Origin of the sequence: Streptomyces sp. NPDC051320 (assembly GCF_040682175.1) — a bacterium.
Taxonomy (GTDB): domain Bacteria; phylum Actinomycetota; class Actinomycetes; order Streptomycetales; family Streptomycetaceae; genus Streptomyces.
On sequence record NZ_JBFBAL010000006.1, the window covers coordinates 159896 to 176682 of the forward strand.

A 16787-nucleotide genomic window follows, 5' to 3' on the forward strand; every position below is an offset into this window, starting at 1 on the left:
GCGTCGGCCGGGCGGTGAGAAGTAGCTTCCGCGCCTTTCACGAGCCCGACCCATCGGTGGTGACCGGGGTGCCTACGTTCGGTCCATGACAGTGAACCCCGAGCTCATCAGGAAGAGTTTCGCTGCCGTCGAGCCCCACGGGGCGCAGGTGGCCGGCTATTTCTACGACCACCTCTTCGCCAACAACCCGGCCGTGCGCCCGCTGTTCGCCGAGCATCTCGGCGAACAGCGGGACCGCTTGTGGGCGGCCCTCGGGGCTCTCGTGGCCAACCTCGAGAACACCGACACGCTGCTCGGCATGCTGCAGGATCTCGGCCGTCGGCACGCCGGTTACGGGGCGCTTCCGAGGCACTACCCGGCTGTGGGCGCCAGTCTCCTCACTACCCTGGAGCACTACGCCGGGGATGCCTGGACGCCGGAGACGGCGGCCTCCTGGGCCGCGGTCTACTCGCTGATCAGCGGAACCATGACCGAAGCCATGGCACAAATCCCTCCGCCGGCCTCGGCTCCGTGACCTTCCACCCTCAGGGCGTGGCTGTCGCGCCGGGCTCGCCCGCGCTGTCGGCGCCGATGGTGGCTCCGGTGGCGGCCAGAGCCGCGGTGACCGGCATGAAGAAGGTTTCCCCACCGGCCGTACAGTCGCCGCTGCCCCCGGAGGTGAGGCCGATGGCGGCGTCGGCGGCGAAGAGCGGGCCGCCGCTGTCACCCGGTTCGGCGCAGACGTCGGTCTGGATGAGGCCGTTGACGATGTCACCATTGCCGTAGTTGACCGTGGCGTCGAGGCCGGTCACGGTGCCGTCGTGGAGCCCGCTGGTGCTGCCGCTGCGCTGTACCGCGAGGCCGACCGCGGCGTCGGCGGCGTGGGTGATGTCCTGAGCCTGTCCGCCGCCGAGCGCGACGGAGCTGGGTGGCACGGTCGTGGCGTTGTCGTACGTCACGAGAGCGAAGTCGGCGACGGGGAAGGTGCTGGCCGAGACCGTGCCGATCTGTTCCGTGCCGGCCTGGTCGGCGAACCAGGTGTCGGCCTCGTTGCCGCAGTGACCGGCCGTGAGGAAGGCCGGCGCTCCGCCCAGGCTGACGTTGAAGCCGAGGGAGCAACGGACGTTCCCGCCGAAGATCGCGTCACCGCCCTGCACTCCGTCGGCGGCCGCGGTGGGATCGGTGGGATCAGTGGCGGCACCGTTGTTGCCGCCGCCGGCGCCACCGCGAGCCATCCGGTGGCCCCATCCACCGGTGAACGCAGTGAACGCGCCGGTGGTCCGTTTGGCGGTCACCAATCCGTCCAGCCGACCCAAGGCCTGGTTGAGCGTCGCCATCCCGGACCCCGTGACGGTGCTGTCGGCGAGAACCGAGACGGTGTCGGTCTTCGGGTCGACCGACCAGGCCGTGCCGGGCACCGAGGCCGTCATCCGCAGGGTCCTGGCGGCGCCTTTCAGGTCGGCGGTGCTGTTGCGCACCACCTTCGCCACCGCACCCGTACGGTTCACTCGCTCGGCGGAACGGGTGTCGAGAACATTGACGACCAATTGCTTGACGTCCGCGTTGTAGTACCAACCCGCCGCGCCGTCGCCGAGGGTCGACGCGAGTGTGGTCCCCAGCTGAGCGGCCGCCTGCGGGGCGAAAGGCCGTACACCGGGGCCGTGTTCGGAGCTCGCATCGGCATTCGGCAGCAGGAAGGCCGCGGCCGCGACTGCTACCGCGGAGGCCCCGGCTATGAGACCGGTCCTTCTGTTCACATGTCGGTGGCTCAACTCACTGTCCTCCAGGGGGAGAGGGCTCGTCCTGTCCACCGGGAGTACGCGCGGCAGCCGCCGGATTCTCAATCCGCGGGTGACCGAACACGCAGGCCGAAGCAATGACCGGTACGTCCCCTGGGCAAAAATATATAATAGTGTCATTTGCCATAGTTGACGGTCACTCACTCCCCCGGGGAATACACATGGTTACGCCGAGCGGTTCGAGCAGGGGGGCAGCGGGGTCTGCCACGAAGACCGGAGCGGGGCCGCTCCAGCAACTGGGCGAGTGGTGCGCCCGCCACTTCGTCGTGGTCATCCTGCTGTGGCTGATCGGTCTCGGCGCACTCCACGCCCTGCAGAACACCTTCGGCGGCATGTACTCCGACGACTTCACCCTGCCCGGCACGCAGTCGAATACCGGCGCCGAGGTGCTCAGCGAACATGCGCCCGGTGCGGGCGGCATCGGCGCACAGGTCGTACTGCACGATGCTCAGAAGCCGCTCACGGGCGTGCAGAACCAGGTCGACCAGGCCGTAGCCTCGCTCCAGAAGCTCCCGCACGTACTGTCCGCGGCGAATCCGCTACCCGCCAACTCTTCGGCGCCACCGACAGGTGCTCTCTCCTCGGACGGGAAAACGGGATACATCACCGTACGGTTCACCGCCAACCCCTCGTCGTTCGGTCACTCCTACCTGCACGGAGTGGATCAGGCGGTCGAGCCGCTGCGGGCCGCCGGTGTCGAGGTCGAGTACGGGGGTCCCCTGGGTGAACTCGCCCGTCCGAAGGCAACCGATCTGGTGAGCGAGGCCATCGGGTTCGCGGTGGCGGTGATCGTCCTGCTCATCGGTTTCGGCAGCGTCATCGCCGCCGGGTTCCCGCTGGTCACCGCCCTGATGAGCGTGATCGTGGGGCTGAGCTGTCTGAGCCTGCTCGCCGCGGCGTTCACCTTCGCCAGCGTCTCACCGACGCTCGCCACCATGATCGGGCTCGGTGTCGGCATCGACTACGCGCTGTTCCTGATCACCCGTCATCGGCAACAACTCATGGACGGGGCGGACCCGACGACCGCAGCGGGCCGTGCGGTCGCCACCAGCGGCCGGGCAGTCCTGGTCTCGGGTTGCACCGTGGTGGTCGCCCTTGCCGGACTGTATGTCTCCCGGGTCGGTTTCATCGGGAAACTCGGGGTTGCCGCCGCGGTGACGGTCATCACCGCGGTCCTCGGTGCTGTCACCCTGGTGCCGGCCCTGCTCGGGCTCGCGGGTCGGCGTATCGACCGTTACCGGGTGCGGCAGCCGGTGGCGGAGGGCCTCAGCGGGCAGACCGGCGAACCGGCCGCAGGCACGACGGCCGGAGGCTGGCACCGCTACGCACAGCGCGTCGAACGCCGGCCTTCGGCCTTTCTGGTCAGCGGTCTCGTGATCGTGGGCATTCTCGCCATCCCGCTCTTCTCCATCCGACTCGGACACATCGGAGACGGTGCCGACCCCACCGGTTTCACGGACCGGCGTGCCTACGACCTCATCAGCACGGCTTTCGGGCCCGGCGCCAACGGCCCGCTCACTCTCGTCGTAGACCAGAGCAAGGTGCCCTCCTCCGACCGCTCCGCGCTGGCCGACAGCCTCAAGAAGTCCCTCTCCGGTGTGCCCGGCGCCGCCAGCATCAGTTCCCTCACACCCACCAGCGACGGCCAGGTGCTGACCGGCACCGCGATCTCGCGCACCTCGCCGCAGGACGCCGGCACCACCACGCTCTTCCGTCACCTGAAGAACGACGTACTCCCCCAGGGGGTCTCCGGCACCGAGGCCACGACCTATGTGACCGGTACGACCGCCGCCCAGGACGACTTCCTCGACATCATTTCGGCGCGGCTCCCCCTGATCATCGCGGTCGTCGTCGCCGTGGCCTTCGTCATCATCCTGATCGTGTTCCGGGGGCTCCTGGTGGCGCTCAAGGCCGCCGTACTCAACCTCCTGTCGATCGCCGCCTCCTACGGCGTCATCGTGGCGGTCTTCCAATGGGGCTGGGGCGGGCCGTCGTTGGGCGTATCGGGAACCGTGCCGATCGAGAGTTACGTGCCCATGATGATGTTCGCCATCGTGTTCGGACTGAGCATGGACTACGAGGTGTTCCTGCTCGCCCGGGTCCACGAGGCCTGGGTACGCACCCGCGACAGCAGGGGCAGCGTCGCACACGGACTGGAGATCACCGCACGCGTGATCAGCTGCGCGGCGCTCATCATGGTCAGTGTCTTCGCCGCCTTCATCCTCAGCGACAACATCGTCGTCAAGATGCTGGGCCTGGGACTGGCGGTCAGCGTGCTCATCGATGCGACGATCGTCCGTCTGCTGCTGGTGCCCGCGGTGATGACGCTGCTGGGCAGAGCCGCCTGGTGGATGCCCCGCCGGCTGGACCGGATCCTGCCGCACCTGGACACCGAGGGCGAGTCGGTTGCCGGGCGGACCCCCTGATCAGGCGACTCCGGAGGTCCGTCCCGGGTCCGATGGCGAGTTGGCCCCGCGCACGCTTGCGTCACACTGGAGGTAGCACGATGTGTGTGCGTGGCGCCCCGGACGGAGGTTCCTCATGTCGCACCACTACATACCGGGCCGGAGCCGGCGCTCGGTGCCCCCTTCCCGGTCCGGATCCGTCGGTCGCCGATCGAGGCGGACCGGCACCGAACCGCTGACCGCGTACAGCGCGCTGGGCCTTCGGCTGTTGCTGTCCTCCGTGGCACTTCCCGTGTTCGCCGCCGGGACGGCGTTGCTCGCGCTGTGGTCGGCCACCTCCGGTCCGCGCGACGTGCCGGCCCCATCCGTGCTGACGGGGCTGGCCATCGCCTGCGGTGTCATCACTGTGCTGACCGTGATCGATCTCGCCGTCCTCCTGCGCCGGCGTTCGCAGGAACGGAACTGAGCACTCCACGGCCTCACATCGGCCTGCCGGGGCGGGTCGTCATGGTGCTCCGCCACGGGTGCGTCCGGCCGATCGACATACACCGGACCACCACGGAATGAGCTCCGTCTCAACATGACCTGCTGCAGCGGCCGTAGACTGTCCGGAATTCTGCTTCACACGTCACAGCAGAGCCCAGTGATCCGCGGCCACCGGTAGTTACGTAGCCACCCTGATCGGCCAAAACCTACCCGGCATCGCATCCGACCGACGAAAGGTGAGCTGACATGTCAGCCAACTCCCCCGACCACACACTGAAGTCTCAGTACCACGCGCAGGTGACCGCGGACCTGGAGTCCAACGTCAAGGAGCAGGAGCGCATTGCCACGGAAGTGGCAGCCCTCAAGGAGCAGTTGACGGCACTGGAGCGGGACCACGAACTGCTGACCAGCATGCAGCAGGCGCTCGCGGCGGCCGAGGCACACGCGGGCACCTCGACGACCGAGACAGGCGGTCGCACCGCCAAGGCGGCCTCGGCGACCGCTGCCGTGCCCCGCCCGCGTACCTCCCGGAAGTCGGGACGAACGGCCGCCGTGGCCAAGACGTCCGAGAAGCCTGCGGCTGCGGGCCGTACCAAAAAGGCGTCGCGTAACGGCGCTCCCACCCTGCGCGACCTCGTCAGCGTCCAGCTGTCCCAGCAGAAGGAACCCCGTTCCGCGGCCGAGGTCACGACTGCCCTGGCGAAGGCCCACCCCCAGCGCAACGTCGGCGCGACCGTGGTGCGCAACACGCTGGAATCCCTGGTCGCCAAGGGAGAGGCGGTTCGCTCCAAGCAGCAGAACTCCGTCTTCTACTCCGCCGCCGGAACGACCAAGCAAGCCACAAAGCAGGCCACCGCGGAGAACTCCGTGGACCGAACGCCCGCCAGCGCCTGACGAACGGGGCCAGGGGTTCCGTGCCGGCCGGAGACGTCAACGACGCCGATCCGGGTACCCGGCGTGGCACATGCAACGCAGGGCACACCTCCGGAGGTGCGGTATGAAGACAACCGGACGGACAGCGCACGGCACCCTGGCCCATCGCCTCATCGCGGACCACCTGGTGGAGGGCCGGATGGATCCCGGCAGCGAGATCGGTTTGCGGATCGACCAGACGCTCACCCAGGACGCCACCGGCACCCTGGTGATGCAGGAACTCGAAGCGATCGGTCTCGACCGGGTGCGCACCGAGGTGAGCGTGCAGTATGTGGACCACAATATTCTGCAGGCCGATGAACGGAACGCGGAAGATCACGCCTTTCTGCGCTCCGCGGCCCGGCGGTTCGGCGTCTGGTACTCGAAGCCGGGCAACGGTGTCTCGCATCCCGTGCATATGCAACACTTCGGCGTCCCCGGGCACACCTTGGCAGGCTCTGATTCGCATACGTGTGCCGCCGGCGCCCTGGGCATGTTCGCGGTGGGTACCGGAGGGCTCGAAGTGGCGCTCGCCATGGCCGGACGCCCGCTGCGCATCACCATGCCGGAGATCTGGGGGGTGCGGTTGTCCGGCGCCCTCGCGCCGTGGGTCAGTGCGAAGGACGTCGTGCTGGAGATGCTGCGCCGTCACGGGGTGAAGGGCGCGGTCAACCGGGTCATCGAGTACTACGGTCCTGGCCTGGAGTCCTTGACGGCGATGGACCGGCATGTGATCGCCAACATGGGCGCCGAACTCGGTGCCACCACGACGGTCTTCCCCTCCGACGACGCGGTGCTGGCCTTTCTCGGCAGTGAGGGACGCGAGGACGACTTCACCCCCCTGCGGGCCGCTGAGGACGCGCGCTACGACATCGACGAGGAGATCGACCTCTCTGCTCTGGTACCACTGATCGCACGGCCCACCTCACCCGGCAACGTGGTGCCGGTGCGGGACGTCGCGGGGCGACGAGCCGACCAGGCGGTGATCGGCTCGTCCGCCAACCCGGGCCTGCGCGACTTCGCCATGGCCGCCGCGATGGTCCGGGGACGCCAAACCGCGCCCGGAGTGAGCTTCGACATCAACCCGACCTCCCGGGAGACGCTCCAGGACCTCACCAAGTCGGGTGCGGTCCTCGATCTGATCACCGCAGGGGGGCGCATCCACCAGGCCGGCTGTCTCGGCTGCATCGGCATGGGTCAAGCCCCGGCCGTCGGCCGTAACTCCCTGCGCACCTTCCCCAGGAATTTCCCCGGCCGGTCGGGGACGGAGGACGACTCCGTGTGGCTGTGCTCGCCCGAGACGGCCGCGGCGTCCGCGCTGACCGGTGTCATCACCGATCCACGCGACTGGGCGGCCGAGACCGGGGCGGAGTATCCGTCGGTGGGCGCGCTGCGACGGGAACCGGTGAACACGGCCATGCTGGAGGCTCCGCTGCCCCCGGAGGAGGCGTCGCGCGTCGAGTTGGAGCGCGGTCCCGGCATCTCCGGCCTGCCGGGCCTCGATCCGCTGCCGGACACCCTGCAGGGGCCGGTACTGCTGAAGGTGGGCGATGACGTGTCCACCGACGAGATCTCCCCGGCCGGTGCTCGAGCTCTCCCCTACCGATCCAACATTCCGCGCCTCGCGGAGTTCACCTTCACCCGGATCGACCCGGACTACCCACGCCGGGCGGCCGAGCACCGGAAGAACGGCGAGCATCTGATCGTCGGCGGGGACAACTACGGTCAGGGATCGTCACGCGAGCACGCGGCGCTCACCCCACGCTATCTGGGTCTGCGCGCGGTGATCGCCAAGTCGTTCGCCCGTATCCACTGGCAGAACCTCGCCAACTTCGGGGTTCTCGCGCTGGAGTTCGATGATGCGGCGGACTACGACCGTATTCAGCCCGGCGACGAACTGCGCGTGGAAGGGCTGCACGCGGCACTCACCGCGGACGCCGCACCGACACTGGTGGTGCGCAACACGACCCGGGACGAGGAGTACCCGGTGCACCATCACCTGCCGCCGAACCGCCGTCGGTCGGTGCTCATCGGTGGCATCATCCCGGCCCTGGCCGCAGAGGAGGCGGGAGAAGGCGGCGGAACGGCCGACTGAGACCGAGGCCGGTACCGAGACGTGAGGTCGGCCCGTGCCGTACCTTCACAGCTCGGCCCGTGACCGCAGTGCTTCCTTCGTGCCCCGTAGCCGGCGGGCCGCGCCGGCGAAGACCGGATGCCGCTCGCCGAGGGCAGCGGATCGGCTGTTGAGCTCCTCAGTGAGACGCTCGGTGCGCTTGTCCACGTCGAGTTCGTCCAGGATGCGCTCGACCTCGGTCAGCATGGCGCCGTGCAACTGCCACTGCCGGGGGTGTTTCTGCAGGTTCTCCAGAAGCAGATCCGCGACCCGGTCCCGAGTGGTCCGGCCGTGGGCCAGCGCCTCCGTCAGACGGGACTCTGCCTCCTCCGCGCCGGCCGCGACAGGGGTGGTGATCAGCAGGGCGAAGCTCTCGATGGCGTCGGCCAGCGCCACCAGGAGCACTTTGATCTCCACTGCGACTTCCGTGGGAAACAACTGCTCACCGCTGCGCGCCTTGGACAGATCGGTCATCGTACGGGTGATCACCCGCAGGACCACCGCGCAGATCTCCAGCGTGTCCAGGCCGGTCCGCAGCACCACCCGCGACAGCAGGCCCTGACGCACCCGCGGATTGAGACGAAGGCTCTCCTCGGCCTGGCGCAGTGAGGCATCGACATCGGCGATGTCGTGGTCGAGCCGGCGAGCCTCGTGCAGTCGGGCGGCGGCGTGCGCCACGGGCGTGTGGCTGCCGACGTCTTCCGCCATCTCCCGGAACATCCGGCCCATGGCACGGGCCATCCCCTCGATCGACGCCCCGGCGGGCTGTACCCATACCGGGGGCGCGAACAGCAAATTGAACATCAGGCCCACACCCGCGCCGATCAGCGTCTCCAGGATCCGGTCCCACGCCGTGGCGGCCAGCTGGGAGACGCCCAGGACCAGCATGGCGCTGATCGCCACCTCGGGTACGAACTCGTTCACCCGTACTAAACGTCCCACGATCAGCGCGGTGAAGATCGTCAGGCCGAGGCTCCACCAGGTCAGGCCCACCAGGGCGCTGAAGCCGATGGCGATGAGCACTCCGACGACAACGGCGTTCACCCTCCGCATGCCCGTGGTGAGGGTGGCGTAGAGAGTCACCTGGACGACCAGCAGCGCGGTCAGCGGCGCGGTGAGCGGCGCGGGCTGCGGCAGGGTCAGCACGGCGATGACGAAGGAGATGACAGCGGCTGCTGTGGACCGCAGCGTCTGCACGGCGACCGGCTCGGCGGTCCGCCGCACGAGCTTGACCACAGGTGCGGGTACATCCGGCATCCGCCTACCTCTTCCCGGGCGGGCAACTCCGCACCCCTGCGGCGGAGCTGGAAAATCCGGTCAAGCGCCCGACCTCGTCGGACGGGTACTCACTGCAGCGCTTTCCGGATCTCGCCGACGAAGTCCGGCAGGTCGCCGGGGTTGCGCGAGGTGATGAGTACCCACCCGCCGGACGGGTCGGTGACCACCGACTTGTCCACCCAGTTACCGCCGGCGTTACGCACGTCCGTGCTGAGCGATGCGTACGAGGTGAGGGTCTTGTCCGCCACCAGAGCGGCCTCGACCAGCAGCCAGGCGCCGTGGCAGATGGCCGCCACCGGGCGCCGGGTGCCGGCGAACGTCTTGACGAGGCCGACCGCCGTGTCGTTCACGCGCAGCGAATCGGCGTTGAGCGTGCCGCCCGGGACAAGGAGCAGGTCGTAGGCGTCCGGGTCCACAGCGGCCAGGTTCAGGGTCGGCTGGACGGTCTCCCCCGGGTCCTTGTCACCTACGAGTGTCTTGATGGGCTCCGACGACACCGCTGCGACATCGACGGTCGCACCGTCCTCGCGCAGCTGGTGCAGCGGCACGACGAGTTCGTCCTGCTCGACCCCGTAGTTGGTCACGATCGCGAGGATCCTGCGCCCGGCCAGGTCGTTGCTTGCCACTTTCCGTCCTCCGTCGTCGGTAGCGGGCGGCCTCTGCGGCGGTGGTCAGCCATCACCATGTCGGCGGCCAGGAACAACGCCTTCCAGGTAACCACCGATCTTGCCCGTCAGCACGGCGGGTACCCCGTACGGCCCCGTGCAGTCCTTCCTGAGCGGGGGCCGGAGAGCGGCCTGCCCCTCCGTGGTCCCTGCTGCGGCGGGGTGTTCCCACCCGCTCGCCATGTGCCGGTCCCACACGGCTCGTTGGGTAGATGCGGTGGCCGTCACCATGTCCTTCCCGCCGGTGCTGCTTCTACCGTTCGGGCCACCACCCACGGCGGACAGCGAATGAATTCCAGGAGTCGCTCACCATGCCTTTCAGCCCCGCAGACCTTGTCAGAAGCAGATGTGCGCGTGCCGTGTCGACATTCACCGCGGGCATCGTGCTGGCCGGATGCAGCGCCGCCGGCACCGCCGGTTCCGGTACCTCGGACAGCGCGGGTCCCGCCGCGGTCGAGGTCGGTCTGGTCTACTCCCGCAGCGGGCCGCTCGCCGCGTACGGCAAGCAGTACAAGGAGGGCTTCACAGCGGGGCTGGACTACGCCACACACCACACCGGCAAAGCGGGCGGGCACCGGATCGTGGTCACCGAGCAGGACGACGCCGGTGACCCGTCGAAGGCCGTGGCCGAGGCGAAGACGCTCATCGGCAAGGGCTGCAGGATCCTTGCCGGGTCCACCGACTCCGGCGTGGCACTGCAGCTGGCGCCGCTTGCCGCACAGAACAAGGTGCTCGACATCAGCGGTCCGGCGGCCACCGACGCCATCACCGGCGTCAACACGTACACCTTCCGGTCCGGCCGGCAGTCCTACCAGGACATCCTCACCGCCGGTTCGCTGCTCGGCGACGCCAAGGGCAGGAAGGTGACGGTGCTGGCCCAGGATTCGGCGTTCGGCCAGGCCAACGTGACCGCCGTCAAGGCGGTGCTCGGCGGGCAGGGCGCCCGGGTCGGATCGGTACTCGCCCCGCCGAGTGCCGGTGATCTCACCCCGTTCGCCCGGCAGGTGAAGTCCGGCAAGCCCGATCTGGTCTTTGTCGCCTGGGCCGGAGCGAGCGCCCCCGCGTTGTGGACCGCCCTGGACCAACAGGGGGTGCTGGATTCGAGCAAGGTGGTGACCGGTCTTGCGGGCACCGCGTCGTACCCGGTCTTCGGCGCGGCCGGATCGAAGGTGTCCTTCCTCGCCCACTACTTCCCGGGTGCCGGCAAGAACGCCGTCGAGAAGGCCATGCTCGACGGCATCACGAAGGCGGGCGGCACACCTGATCTGTTCAGCCCGGACGGCTTCACGGCCGCCCAGATGATCGTGCACGCCATCGAGTCCGGCAGTGCGACCGACACCTCGGCGATGGCCGCGGCGCTGGCGGGCTGGAGTTTCGACGGCCCCAAGGGCCGCGAGCAGATCCGGGCCACCGATCACGCGCTGCTGCAGCCGATGTTCACCGCGGAGCTGACCGGAAGCGGCGCGTCGGTCAAGCCCCGGCTGCTGACGACCGTACCGATGTCGGCGGCCGCTCCCCCGGCGAAGCCGCTGGCGGGCTGAGCGGTGACCTCCGCCAGCAGAGCGCCGGTGGGCACCACCGAAGCGGCCGACGGCTCCGCCGGTGGCCCGGTACTGCGGCTCAGCCGACTGGGCTGGGCCGTCGGCGGCGCGGTCATCATCGACGACGTCTCGCTCGATGTCCGCGAAGGCGAGTTCGTCGCCTTCATCGGTCCCAACGGTGCCGGGAAGACCTCCCTCTTCAATCTGATCAGCGGACTCATCCCGGTCTCCCGCGGCACGATCGAACTCGACGGCGTCGACGTGACGAACGGACCGGTGCACGCCCGCGCCCGGGCGGGTCTCGGCCGTACCTTCCAGACGTCGAGCCTGTGGCCCGCCATGACAGTGGCCGATCATGTGCGGCTCGCCGCGCAGGCGGCGACCGGCGGATCTCTGCGGATCTGGCGTCGGGCCGCCGGCTTCCCGGACCGGGTCAGGCAGACACTCGAGCGGACCGGGCTGGCCCACCGGGCCGACACTCCCGCCGGCGCACTGTCGCACGGTGAGAAACGCAAGCTGGAACTGGCGGTACTGCTCGTCGGCGAGCCACGGCTGATGCTGCTGGACGAACCGATGGCCGGGGTCAGCGCGGAGGAGGTGCCGGCGTTGACACGCCTGATCAGCTCGCTGCATCAGGACGAGGGCCGCACCGTACTGATGGTCGAACACCATATGGCTGTGCTGCTGGGGCTGGCCGACCGGCTGGCTGTCATGCATCACGGGACGCTGCTGGTCGCGAACACACCGCAGGCCGTGATGAAAGATCCCCTCGTCCAAGAGGCCTATCTCGGGGAGTCGTTGTGACCTCGTCCGGCACCGCCCGGCTCAGCGTTCGTGGCCTGCGGGTCATCGTGGGCGGCCGGCACATCCTGCACGGCGTCGACCTCGATGTCGCGGCGAGCGGGGTCACCGCGCTGCTGGGTCGCAACGGGGCGGGCAAGACGACCACGGTGCGCGCGGTCGTCGGTCTCGTCCCGCGGCGCGGCAGCGTGCTGCTCGACGGCAGGGAGACCGTACGGCTGGCCACCCATGCGCTGGTCCGTCGCGGAGTCGGGTACGCGCCGGAGGACCGCGGGGTGTTCGCGGCACTGACCGTCGCCGAGAATCTCCGGCTCGCCGAGCGCCGGGACACCGGGGAACCCGCGTATGCACTGGTGTACGAGCTCTTCCCGGAGCTGCGGCAGCGTGCGCGCCAGGCCGCGGGCACCCTGTCGGGCGGGCAGCAGCAGATGGTGGCGATCGCCCGCACCCTGCTGAACGCCAACCGGCTGATCATCGCCGACGAGCCGACCAAGGGCCTGGCGCCCAAGGTCGTCACCGAGGTCGCACAGGTACTGGAGCGAGCCGCCGAGGCGGTGCCGATCCTCCTGGTGGAGCAGAACCTCGCGGTGGTCCGCCGCCTCGCGACGCACTGCGCCGTGCTCGCCGACGGCCGCACGGCACACCGGGGACCGGTCGCCGCGTTGCTGTCGGACGCCGGCGCGACCCGCCGGCTGCTGGGTGTCGGCGACAACTCCGCGCACGGCCCGGCGACCGCGACCACGGAGGCGAGCCCCTGATGTCCACTGCCGTCCTGCTCGTCTTCACCGGCCTGGGGCTGGGCGCCCTGTACTTCCTGGTCGCCTCCGGTCTGTCACTGATCTTCGGACTGATGGACGTGCTCAATTTCGCTCACGGTGCGCTGCTTTCGGTGGGTGCGTACGCCACCTGGTGGGCGTCCTCCGGCCGGCTCCCGGGCGCCGGGCCCGGTGGTGCCGGTTTCCTCCTCGCGGTGGTCTTCGGCACTGCCGTCGGCACTGCCGCGGCCGTACTGCTCGAACTCGCGGTGATACGCCCGCTCTACACCCGGCCGCGCGACCAGGTCCTCGCCACTGTCGGAGTGGGTCTGGCCGTCCCCGCGCTGCTCTCGGCGATCTGGGGGGCGGACGCCCGCCCGTTCCCCGGCCCGCGCGCCCTGGCCGGTACCTTCGCACTGGGCGGCGCCCGTATACCGGTCAATCGTCTGGTGCTGATCGCGGCCGCCCTGCTGGTGCTGGTGGCGCTGAAGGTTTTCCTGGCCCGCACCCGTCACGGCCTCGTGGTGCGGGCCGGCGTCGAGGACCGGGCCATGGTGACAGCGCTGGGTATCGACGTCCGCAAGGCCTTCACGCTGGTCTTCGCCATCGGTGGAGCGGCCGCGGCACTGGCCGGCGCCCTCGGCGGCCTCTACTTCGGATCCGTCGATCCGGGACAGGGCACTTCGCTGCTGATCTTCGCCTTCGTGGTGGTCGTGATGGGCGGGATGGGCTCCACGACCGGCTGTGCCCTGGCCTCCGTCGTGGTCGGTCTGGTTCAGCAGTTCGCCAACTACTACACCACCGCAGGGCTAGGCGACCTCTCCGTCGTCGTCCTGCTCGCCGCGCTGCTGCTCACCCGCCCCCGCGGCCTCACCGGGAGACTCCTGTGACTGCCACTCGGACAGCCGATCAACCACATCCGCAGACGAAGCCCGTCCCGGCGCCCGACCGTGGTGAGAGGAGCTGTCACCTCGCTCGCTGGTGGCCTGTCGCGGCCCTGGCCGCGCTGATTGCCGCGCCCTACAGCGCGCTGCCGCTCCCGGGGCTGCTCGACGGTCCCATCGGCAGCGCGGGAAATCTCCAACTCCTGGCCCTCTGCCTTGTGTTCGGCGCGCTGGCCACCGGATACGATCTGCTGCTCGGCCGTACCGGACTGCTCTCGTTCGGTCATGCTCTGTACTTCGCAGCCGGCTCCTACGCCACCGACACGATCATGCTCGAAGCCGGGCTGCCCTTCGGGGTCTCGGCTCTGCTCGGTCTGCTCTTCGGAGTCGCGCTGGCAGCCCTGCTCGGTTCGGTAAGTCTGCGGGTGAGCGGAATCCGGTTCTCCATGGTCACCCTGGCGTTCGCCCAGGCGGGATCCATCCTCGCCGAACGTAACCCGGGCGGTATCACGGGCGGCGAGGAGGGCCGCGCGGTGCCTGCCGACCGGCTGCCCGCCTCCCTGGTCGGCATCGAGCACACCGTGAACCTCTACTGGATCGCGGTGGCCTACTTGGTGTTCACGCTGGCCGCCGTGCACTGGGCGGTCAGCTCGCCGACCGGGCGGGTGTGGGAGGGCATCAAGGAGAACGAGGGCCGGGTGGAGGTGCTCGGACTGCGGCCTTACGGCTTCAAACTGGTGGCCTTCGTGCTGGCCGGGGCGCTGGCCTCGCTCGGCGGCATCGTCCATCTGCTGCTCACCGGCGGCGCCACCCCGCAGACCACCACGTCGGACTTCACCCTGTCCCTGCTGGTCATGGTGGTCCTGGGTGGATCGGGTTCGCGCTGGGGGCCGCTCATCGGTGGCGTGCTCTACACCTGGGCCGACCACCGGCTCGGCGACCTGGCCGGCTCGGGCCCGGTCGCGGGCCTTCCCGCGGTGCTCCGGGTGCCGCTGTCCCAGCCGCTGTTCCTGCTCGGGGCCGTCTTCGTGGTGGTCGTCCAGGTGTTCCCGGGGGGTGTGGTGCGCATACCCGAGCGCGTACGCACCGCACGCGCCACCCGCCGGCGCCCCGGGTGAGCCCGGCTGCACCTACTGGCCCAGGGCCAGTAGGTGCAGCCGTAGGGCCAGGCGGAGTTCCAGTGCGCGTTCGGCACTGTTCCAGTCGGCTCCGAGCAGCGCCTGGATCCGGTCGAGCCGCTGCACGACCGTGTTGACGTGGACGTGCAGCACGTCTTTGGCGCGGGTGAGGCTCCCGCCGCTGGCGAAGTACGCCTCCAGGGTGCGGACCAGGGCGGTGCCCCGCCGGGCGTCGTACTCGAGGAGGGATCCGAGGGTGGCGTTGACGAAGCCGGACACGTCACGGGAGTCGCCCAGCAGAACACCGACGAAGCCGAGCTCCAGGACGCCGGCGCCGTCCCCCACCCGGCCCAGCGCCTGCAGGGCGCGCAGGCAGCGGGCCGCCTCCGCGTGGGCGGCCGCGATGGCCCGGGGCCCGGCGGCGGGGCCGGTGGCTCCCACGGTCACCGGAGCCCCGACGAGATGGGCGAGCTGAGCAGCCGCCGCCCTGGCCGCCTCTCCGGGCGGCCGGTCATCCCTGACGAGCAGCACCGCGGCTCCGGAGTGCTCGGCGCTGATGCTGTCGCTGCCGAACAGATACTGCACGGCCGCACCGGGCAGCTTCTCCTGCGCGCAGCCGACGGCTTCCGCGACCAGCAGCAGATGCGGCTGCTCCAGGTCGATGCCGAGCCGGCGCCCGCGCCCGACCAGCGCGCCCGGGTCACGATCGGGTGCGGCCAGCAGGTCGGCGATCAGCTCGCCGCGGACCCGGTTCTCCGTCTCGGCCACTGAGTGGCGCAGCAGCAGGAGCAGAGCGGTGATGACACCGGCGCGCTCGAACAGCCGCCGGTCCGGGTCGTCGAGGTGCGGACGGTCGTGCAGTGTCAGGCTGCCGAGCAGCCTTGGACCTGCGAGGACCGCACAGGTCCAGGTCGCGTCCCGGTACACGGGGCGGCCCGCGGAGAGCGATGCCTGGGTGGCACTGGCCGCCCGCGCCGCATCGGTCGCGGTCTCCGTGAAGGCGCTGCCGTCGGGTCGGACCGCTGCGAGGTTGCGGCCCTCACTGTCGTGAATGGTCAGGGCGCCGTCCAGCAGCTTCGCCACCGCGGTGGCGACTTCCGTGAGGTCGCCGCCGCGCAGCACGAGGTCGGTGAGCCGGTCATGGGCTTCCTCGGCGCGCTGCATGGCCGCGGAGTGTTCGCGGATGACGGCATTGGCGTCGGCCAGATCGGCGAGCGCGGCGCGGGAGTCCGCGATCGCGCCGGCCGTGTCGATCGCGATGGCGGCGTGCGCGGCGAGGGAGCACAGCAGGGCGACCTCGTCGGGGCTGAAAGGGCGCGGTGACCGGTCGGCGGCGAAGAGCGCCCCGATGACCTTGCCGCCCCGGTTTTCCCGGGAACCGAGCAGCAGCGGCACCCCGAGGATCCCGACGAGCCCCTCGTCGACCACGCCGGCGTCGATATTGCCGGTGTGGTGGAAGCGCTGGTCGGTGCGGTAGTCCGGGGTGGCGTACGGGCGTGCGGTCTGTGCCACCAGCCCGCCGAGGCCCTCGCCGAGTTCCAGTCGCAGGTTCTGGAAGAGCGGCGACACCGAGCCGTCGGTCACCCGCATGTAGGTGTCCCCGGCTTCCTCGTCGGGGAGGGTCAGGTAGGCCGTGTCCGTGCCGAGCAGCAGTCTGGCCCGGCGGACGATCGACCTGAGTACGGCGTCCAGGTCCCGTAGAGCCGCGAGATCGCCGGCCGTGTCGAACAGCGCGCTGAGTTCCATCTCGCGCCGCCGGTGCTGCCGCAGGGCGCGCCGGATGCGCAGGGCGGTCGCGGTGGCCTTTTCGATCTCGGAGAGTTCCTGCGGACTCGCGCCGCCGGTGCGGGCAGCCGCGGCAACGGCACCGAACTCCTCGGCGGGTGCGTCGTCGGCAAGGAGCTCCAGCAGGCGGTGCACAGGCCCGGAGAGGGCGACGTGCCCGTTCTGCTCGGATGTCGGGGTCTGCTCGGACATGTGTTCAGGCATGAGGGGAACCATCGTGCCGCAGGGACGTGGAAATGGGGAGGGGCGGCTGGCCCTCCCCGACG

General features: G+C 69.9%; 14 protein-coding genes. 10 read left to right on the top strand and 4 right to left on the bottom strand.

The window, feature by feature from the left end; translation table 11 throughout:
* Positions 1-85: 85 nt before the first annotated feature.
* The gene (locus tag AB0M87_RS15510) at positions 86-514 is read left to right on the top strand and encodes a globin family protein (protein WP_365852952.1); all 429 of its coding nucleotides are present in this window, start codon (positions 86-88) and stop codon (positions 512-514) included.
* 10 nt (positions 515-524) lie between these two features.
* Here AB0M87_RS15510 and AB0M87_RS15515 read toward each other — a convergent pair whose 3' ends face one another.
* The gene (locus tag AB0M87_RS15515; RefSeq protein ID WP_365852954.1) at positions 525-1736 is read right to left on the bottom strand and encodes a S1 family peptidase; all 1212 of its coding nucleotides are present in this window, start codon (positions 1734-1736) and stop codon (positions 525-527) included.
* A gap of 203 nt (positions 1737-1939) precedes the next feature.
* On the opposite strand from AB0M87_RS15515, the gene AB0M87_RS15520 reads away from it, so the two are divergent.
* From AB0M87_RS15520 to AB0M87_RS15535, 4 genes are all read left to right on the top strand, one after another.
* On the top strand, positions 1940-4204 hold the full coding sequence (locus tag AB0M87_RS15520) for an MMPL family transporter (RefSeq protein WP_365852956.1): 2265 nt from the start codon (positions 1940-1942) through the stop codon (positions 4202-4204).
* A 115-nt stretch (positions 4205-4319) separates the two neighbouring features.
* A complete protein-coding gene (locus AB0M87_RS15525) occupies positions 4320-4649 on the top strand; it encodes a DUF6343 family protein (RefSeq protein WP_365852958.1) in 330 nt (109 codons plus the stop codon).
* A gap of 266 nt (positions 4650-4915) precedes the next feature.
* Positions 4916-5563: a hypothetical protein gene (locus AB0M87_RS15530; protein ID WP_365852960.1), complete on the top strand. Its 648-nt coding sequence runs from the start codon at positions 4916-4918 to the stop codon at positions 5561-5563.
* 103 nt (positions 5564-5666) lie between these two features.
* On the top strand, positions 5667-7676 hold the full coding sequence (locus AB0M87_RS15535; RefSeq protein ID WP_365852962.1) for an aconitate hydratase: 2010 nt from the start codon (positions 5667-5669) through the stop codon (positions 7674-7676).
* A gap of 45 nt (positions 7677-7721) precedes the next feature.
* Here the strand turns inward: AB0M87_RS15535 and AB0M87_RS15540 are convergent, their stop codons facing one another.
* Together AB0M87_RS15540 and AB0M87_RS15545 are read right to left on the bottom strand one after the other, a co-directional pair.
* Positions 7722-8951 (bottom strand): aromatic acid exporter family protein, encoded by a 1230-nt coding sequence (locus AB0M87_RS15540; protein WP_365852964.1) that lies wholly within the window; start codon positions 8949-8951, stop codon positions 7722-7724.
* 89 nt (positions 8952-9040) lie between these two features.
* The gene (locus tag AB0M87_RS15545; RefSeq protein WP_365852966.1) at positions 9041-9598 is read right to left on the bottom strand and encodes a type 1 glutamine amidotransferase domain-containing protein; all 558 of its coding nucleotides are present in this window, start codon (positions 9596-9598) and stop codon (positions 9041-9043) included.
* Between the two features lie 398 nt (positions 9599-9996).
* Here AB0M87_RS15545 and AB0M87_RS15550 point away from each other — a divergent pair, with 398 nt between their 5' ends.
* The 5 genes from AB0M87_RS15550 (at position 9997) to AB0M87_RS15570 (ending at position 14736) form a co-directional block, all read left to right on the top strand.
* A complete protein-coding gene (locus AB0M87_RS15550) occupies positions 9997-11178 on the top strand; it encodes a substrate-binding domain-containing protein (RefSeq protein ID WP_365852968.1) in 1182 nt (393 codons plus the stop codon).
* A 27-nt stretch (positions 11179-11205) separates the two neighbouring features.
* Positions 11206-11982 (top strand): ABC transporter ATP-binding protein, encoded by a 777-nt coding sequence (locus AB0M87_RS15555; protein ID WP_365852970.1) that lies wholly within the window; start codon positions 11206-11208, stop codon positions 11980-11982.
* Positions 11979-12737 carry an ABC transporter ATP-binding protein gene (locus AB0M87_RS15560; protein ID WP_365852972.1) on the top strand — a complete coding sequence of 253 codons (759 nt, stop codon included), beginning with the start codon at positions 11979-11981 and terminating at the stop codon, positions 12735-12737. Before AB0M87_RS15555 ends, AB0M87_RS15560 begins: the two co-directional genes overlap by 4 nt.
* The gene (locus AB0M87_RS15565; RefSeq protein WP_365852974.1) at positions 12737-13624 is read left to right on the top strand and encodes a branched-chain amino acid ABC transporter permease; all 888 of its coding nucleotides are present in this window, start codon (positions 12737-12739) and stop codon (positions 13622-13624) included. The genes AB0M87_RS15560 and AB0M87_RS15565 overlap by 1 nt, the downstream gene beginning before the upstream one ends.
* Before the next feature lie 107 nt (positions 13625-13731).
* Positions 13732-14736 (top strand): branched-chain amino acid ABC transporter permease, encoded by a 1005-nt coding sequence (locus tag AB0M87_RS15570; RefSeq protein WP_365853421.1) that lies wholly within the window; start codon positions 13732-13734, stop codon positions 14734-14736.
* 12 nt (positions 14737-14748) lie between these two features.
* On the opposite strand, the gene AB0M87_RS15575 is transcribed toward AB0M87_RS15570, so the two are convergent.
* Positions 14749-16713 carry a GAF domain-containing protein gene (locus AB0M87_RS15575; protein ID WP_365853423.1) on the bottom strand — a complete coding sequence of 655 codons (1965 nt, stop codon included), beginning with the start codon at positions 16711-16713 and terminating at the stop codon, positions 14749-14751.
* Between the last annotated feature and the right edge of the window lie 74 nt (positions 16714-16787).

Bases quoted from the DNA above. Each gene is read 5' to 3' on its own strand.
- AB0M87_RS15510 (WP_365852952.1), top strand. From the start codon at position 86: ATGACAGTGAACCCCGAGCTCATCAGGAAGAGTTTCGCTGCCGTCGAG.
- AB0M87_RS15520 (WP_365852956.1), top strand. From the start codon at position 1,940: ATGGTTACGCCGAGCGGTTCGAGCAGGGGGGCAGCGGGGTCTGCCACG.
- AB0M87_RS15525 (WP_365852958.1), top strand. From the start codon at position 4,320: ATGTCGCACCACTACATACCGGGCCGGAGCCGGCGCTCGGTGCCCCCT.
- AB0M87_RS15530 (WP_365852960.1), top strand. From the start codon at position 4,916: ATGTCAGCCAACTCCCCCGACCACACACTGAAGTCTCAGTACCACGCG.
- AB0M87_RS15535 (WP_365852962.1), top strand. From the start codon at position 5,667: ATGAAGACAACCGGACGGACAGCGCACGGCACCCTGGCCCATCGCCTC.
- AB0M87_RS15540 (WP_365852964.1), bottom strand. From the start codon at position 8,951: ATGCCGGATGTACCCGCACCTGTGGTCAAGCTCGTGCGGCGGACCGCC.
- AB0M87_RS15565 (WP_365852974.1), top strand. From the start codon at position 12,737: ATGTCCACTGCCGTCCTGCTCGTCTTCACCGGCCTGGGGCTGGGCGCC.
- AB0M87_RS15575 (WP_365853423.1), bottom strand. From the start codon at position 16,713: ATGTCCGAGCAGACCCCGACATCCGAGCAGAACGGGCACGTCGCCCTC.